The sequence below is a fragment of the Legionella sp. km772 genome (assembly GCF_003989735.1).
GTDB lineage: Bacteria > Pseudomonadota > Gammaproteobacteria > Legionellales > Legionellaceae > Legionella.
In genome coordinates, this window is record NZ_RZGQ01000183.1 from 1 (window position 1) to 5,054 (window position 5,054).

A 5,054-nucleotide genomic window follows, 5' to 3' on the forward strand; every position below is an offset into this window, starting at 1 on the left:
GCATCATCATACTATCAAAGTTCCTATCGCGGGAGAGGGGGTAGATCGAAGTGAAATTAAAAAATCTGTGACCAATTCAAAATAAAATCTTGTCTATAAAAACTTCAGGGACGTTGCCTATTACAGTCTCAATTCCTTTATCGATTATTGCCTCAACGACGCTACTGTCTGCCCTAGGTGAAACTATTAATATTATGACCTTAGGCGGATTAGCGCTCGCGGTGGGAATTTTAGTAGATGATGCGACGGTTGCTATTGAAAACATCAACTGGAATTTAGAGCAAGGAAAGGAAGTAGAAGAGGCTATTTTAGATGGCGCGCAACAAATCGCCATCCCCGCACTCGTATCAACTCTATGTATTTGTATTGTATTTATCCCCATGTTCTTTATTGGCGGAGTGGCTCAATTTTTATTTGTACCGATGGCTGAGGCGGTAATTTTTGCCATGCTGGCCTCTTATCTATTATCCAGAACCCTAATTCCTACACTGGCTAAATACCTTCTTAAACCCCACAACCACCATAAAGAAGAACCAAATCCTAATTGGTTTAAACGCTTTAATCTTGCTTTTGAACGAAAATTCGATCGCTTGCGTGACCATTACTACAATGGCTTAACTTGGGTCCTAGCCCACACTCGATTTTTTATTACTAGCTTTTTAGTATTCATTGCGGTGTCATTAATTGGCTTATGGCCTTGGTTAGGCTCTGATTTTTTCCCCAAAGTAGATGCGGGGCAATTAAAACTACACATTCGAGGTCCTATCGGCATGAGGATTGAAGAAACTGCGCGCTTAGTCGATCAAATTGATCACGAAATCAGGCAAATCATTCCCGCCGATGAACTAGAGGGGATTATTGACAATATTGGCTTACCTATTAGCGGGATTAATATTTCCTATAATAACTCCGCACCAGTGGGCGCCTCGGATGCTGATATTTTAATCTCCTTAAAAGAAAATCATAAACCTACGGCGGACTATGAACAAGCCTTAAGGGAGAAACTCAATAAAAAATTTCTGAATGTCAGTTTTGCCTTTCTTCCTGCTGATATTGTAAGCCAAATTATCAATTTTGGGCTTCCCTCTGCCGTGAGCGTCCAGGTCATCGGTTTTAATCAACAAGCAAACGCTGAATATGCTGATAAATTATTACCGCATTTAAAAGCCGTACCAGGCTTAGTCGATGTCCGTATTCGTCAAGCAAGCTATCCCCAACTCCTCGTTGATGTAGATCGCTCTAAAGCCATGGAGCTAGGCCTAACTCAAGCTAACGCCGCCTCCAACCTCTTAATTTCACTTTCTGGAAGCTTTCAAACCGCCCCTACATTTTGGTTAAATCCACAAAATGGCGTTTCTTATCCTATCGCCATCCAAACACCCCAGTATCGCTTACAATCCTTACAAGATTTAAATAATACACCAATGGTAAGCTTGACCTCGACTGTACCCCAACAAATCTTAGGCGCTATATCGAAGGTGACCCGTACGTCTGGTCCTGCCGAAGTAACCCATTATAATGTGCAACCAGTAGTAGAGCTTTATGCTACAATCCAAGGCACTGATCTAGGGTCTATCACTAAAGCCGTCAATAAGATCCTGGCTGATACTAAGAATGAATTACCCAAAGGAACCACCGCAGTTATCCGAGGGCAAATCCAAACCCAACAACAAGCGTTCCAAGGTTTATATTGGGGACTCTTATTTTCTATTGTTCTTGTTTATTTATTAATTGTAATTAATTTTCAATCCTGGACCGACCCTTTTATCATTATTACCGCCCTCCCCTCAGCTCTAGCAGGGATTGCTTGGATGTTATTCTTTACTAACACAACGGTAAGTGTACCCGCACTTACCGGGGCGATTATGTGTATGGGTGTGGCCACTGCTAATAGCATTTTAATTATCAGCTCAGCCCGACAAAACCTCCAAGAGAGCAAGGATCCATTAAGCGCGGCCTTATCCGCTGGAAAAGCACGCTTACGTCCCGTATTAATGACTGCACTTGCCATGATTATCGGTATGCTGCCGATGTCTTTAGGCCTTGGTGATGGAGGTGAACAAAATGCCCCCTTAGGTCGAGCAGTTATAGGTGGTTTATCCTTTGCAACGATAACTACCCTATTTTTTGTCCCCACTGTTTTTTATGTGATTCACAATCGTAGGCACCGCGCGCAGCAAAGGAAAGACCATGTCTAAAACCATTCACTCGCATTTAAAAAAAATCCCAAAACCATTAATTATCATTCTAAGTGTAGTTTTAATCTTTCTGCTGCTTAACATCGGTTTTCGTATTTATGCGGCGATGCATCTAAAACAGCAAACAATTAACAATGAGCTTCCTTCGGTTGCCATAATTACCGCAAAATCAATTGGCGGCACCGAACAATTTATTTTACCGGGTAATGTTAAAGCGTGGCATGAGGCAACTATCTACGCGCGCACGAATGGCTATATCAAAAAATGGTATGTGGATATAGGGAGTAAGGTAAAAAAGGGCGATTTACTGGCCCTCATTGAAACACCAGAGTTAGATGCCCAATTAAAGCAGGCCCAGGCGGATCTCAATACCGCCATTGCCAATAATAAACTCGCACAAATTACCTCCAAACGGTGGAGAAACTTAGTAAAAACCCAATCAGTTTCTCAACAAGAGGTAGATGAAAAAGTAAATAATGCTGCCGCTCTTGAGGCTTTAGTTATTGCAGCACAGGCTAATGTGAATCGCCTTACGCAACTAGTAAATTTTGAGCGGGTAATCGCCCCTTTTGACGGCATAATTACTGCTCGCCATACCGATCTAGGTGCCTTAATTGATCAAGGGAGCACAGGTAATGTTCCTCTTTTTGAAATCGCCCAAATTAATCCTTTAAGGGTGTATGTAAAAATACCCCAAAACTATTCTTCCAGTATCACACCTAAGATGACTGTTCGTTTAAAATTCGCGGAACATCCCGGTAAAGAATTTTCAGCTCAACTTATTGAAACAGCCCATGCCATTGATCCGCAAACCCGTACCCTATTAGCGCAATTTAAAGTAAATAACGATCGCGAACTTCTCCTCTCGGGGGGATACACTGAGGTATTATTCACATTAAAAATGCCGCCCAACGCGATTCGGATCCCAGTCGAGGCGCTCTTGTTTCAAGCAGCAGGAATGCAAGTTGCCATTTTGGATAAAAATAATCGAGTTCAATTACGTTCCATTAACATTACTCGTGATTTTGGCGATGAAGTAGAGATCAGAACCGGGGTCAAACCAGGGGAAAAAGTGATCTTATACCCTCCAGATTCAGTACTTAATGGCGAAGAGGTGCGAGTTTCCCCATGAGAAAATTTATTGCTTTAGGTCTAATTTCCTCTACTTTAATGAGTTGTTCTCTGGCACCGAAGTACCAACGGCCAGTCATGCCTATCCCAGAGCATTTTAAAGAAGCAACAACAGAAACGCTATGGATTCCAGCTAAAACGATAGCACCGGCAACAACGCTTGCTCCTTGGTGGCAAAGTTTTCAAGATCCCACTCTTAATCGATTAGAAGAACAGTTAACGCTCGCCAACCAAGATGTACGGGTTGCTTATTTCCGTTATGAACAAGCAAGAGCTTTAGTACAAGTAGCTCGAGCGCGTTTTTTCCCTACTATTTCGGGTATCGGAAATGCTGATCGTCAACAAACCTCGACCACGATAGCCAATCCCTCATCAAACCCGCTTTATAACAACTTTCTTCTAGGGACTGATCTAAGTTATGAGGTCGATGTTTGGGGAAGTATCCGCAATGCGGTAGCTAAAAATCAAAATTTAGCCCGAGCAAGTGCGGCTGAATTGGCAGCTATATCATTGAGCTTACATGCTGAATTGGCAAGTGATTATTTCACCTTAAGAGGCTATGATGAATCGCAACGGATTTTAAATACTACGGTTGCCGCTTATGAGCGAGCTTTATTTTTAACTACAAAGCGCTACCAAGGCGGTGCATCGCCTGCTGAAGATGTAGATAATGCCCAAGCCCAATTAGAAAATGCAAAAACCTTAGCGGCAGATATGCATCTAAAACGCTCACAATTAGAACATGCTATCGCCGTATTAGTTGGTGAAATCCCGAGTAATTTTGCTTTAGCGCCGGCTAAATTGCCCATTCATGTCCTAAAGATTTCGCCTAATATGCCCTCCACCCTACTAGAACGCCGGCCAGATATTGCCGCGGCTGAGTTTAAGGTGAAGGCTGCAAATGCCAATATAGGTATTGCACGCGCGGCCTTTTTCCCGGCATTTAATTTAACGAGCGTTATTGGTTTCCAAAGCCAAGTTTTATCTAACCTGTTATCCAAACCAAGTCTTTTTTGGTCCTTAGGGCCGGTTTCCGCATTAAGTGTGGCTCAACCCGTAGCGTCCGTAACCCTTTTCGATGGAGGCCGTTTATTCGGTTTATTAAGACAAGCCAAAGCGAGCTATTATGAAACTGTTGCCTCTTATCGCCAGACCGTATTAACCTCTTTTCAAGAAGTAGAAGATGCCTTAATTGCTATACGGCAATTAGATAAAGAAAAAATCAGCCAAAGCGCAGCCAGCAAAGCTGCAAACCGCGCCTTGCAACAAGCCAATAATCGCTACCGCGGTGGCATCGCCACCTTTTTGGATGTGGTCGTAGTAGAGAATATCGCCTTACAATCGGATCTTGCACGAGTCAATGTGAGCACCAAAAGACAGATTGCCAGTATTCAATTGATAAAAGCCCTAGGAGGTGGTTGGGCCAGCTACCCTCATCCCAAAGTGAAAAAATCAAACCAGAAGGCGGATTGAAAATGCCCCCTAATTGCCCAGCAGAGGCCTTAAGGAAGAAGCAAATAACTAGGTTCCAGGCTAATGCAAGCCATCTAAGCCATGCGAGAGGCTCAGTGACTCAAGTTTAGCGTGCGATCAACCTGAGGGCTACCCAGGGCCACCTCATGAAAAAAATCTAGCTTAAATCGGTAAATAATGAGAGGCTAGCTTCATTTAAATGGATATAGGAATGAAGCTGGAAGAAGGATTTTTAGATTTTTTTATTTCACT

3 protein-coding genes are annotated in these 5,054 nt (G+C 42.9%); all 3 read left to right on the top strand.

Features of this window, described 5'->3' with window-relative positions:
* Positions 1–113: 113 nt before the first annotated feature.
* From ELY15_RS13225 to ELY15_RS13235, 3 genes are read left to right on the top strand one after another with little or no spacing between them, the layout of a single operon-like run.
* On the top strand, positions 114–2,198 hold the full coding sequence (locus ELY15_RS13225; protein WP_370449434.1) for an efflux RND transporter permease subunit: 2,085 nt from the start codon (positions 114–116) through the stop codon (positions 2,196–2,198).
* The gene (locus ELY15_RS13230) at positions 2,191–3,330 is read left to right on the top strand and encodes an efflux RND transporter periplasmic adaptor subunit (RefSeq protein WP_127100809.1); all 1,140 of its coding nucleotides are present in this window, start codon (positions 2,191–2,193) and stop codon (positions 3,328–3,330) included. The genes ELY15_RS13225 and ELY15_RS13230 overlap by 8 nt, the downstream gene beginning before the upstream one ends.
* The gene (locus ELY15_RS13235; RefSeq protein ID WP_127100811.1) at positions 3,327–4,802 is read left to right on the top strand and encodes an efflux transporter outer membrane subunit; all 1,476 of its coding nucleotides are present in this window, start codon (positions 3,327–3,329) and stop codon (positions 4,800–4,802) included. Before ELY15_RS13230 ends, ELY15_RS13235 begins: the two co-directional genes overlap by 4 nt.
* The last annotated feature ends 252 nt before the right edge of the window (positions 4,803–5,054 follow it).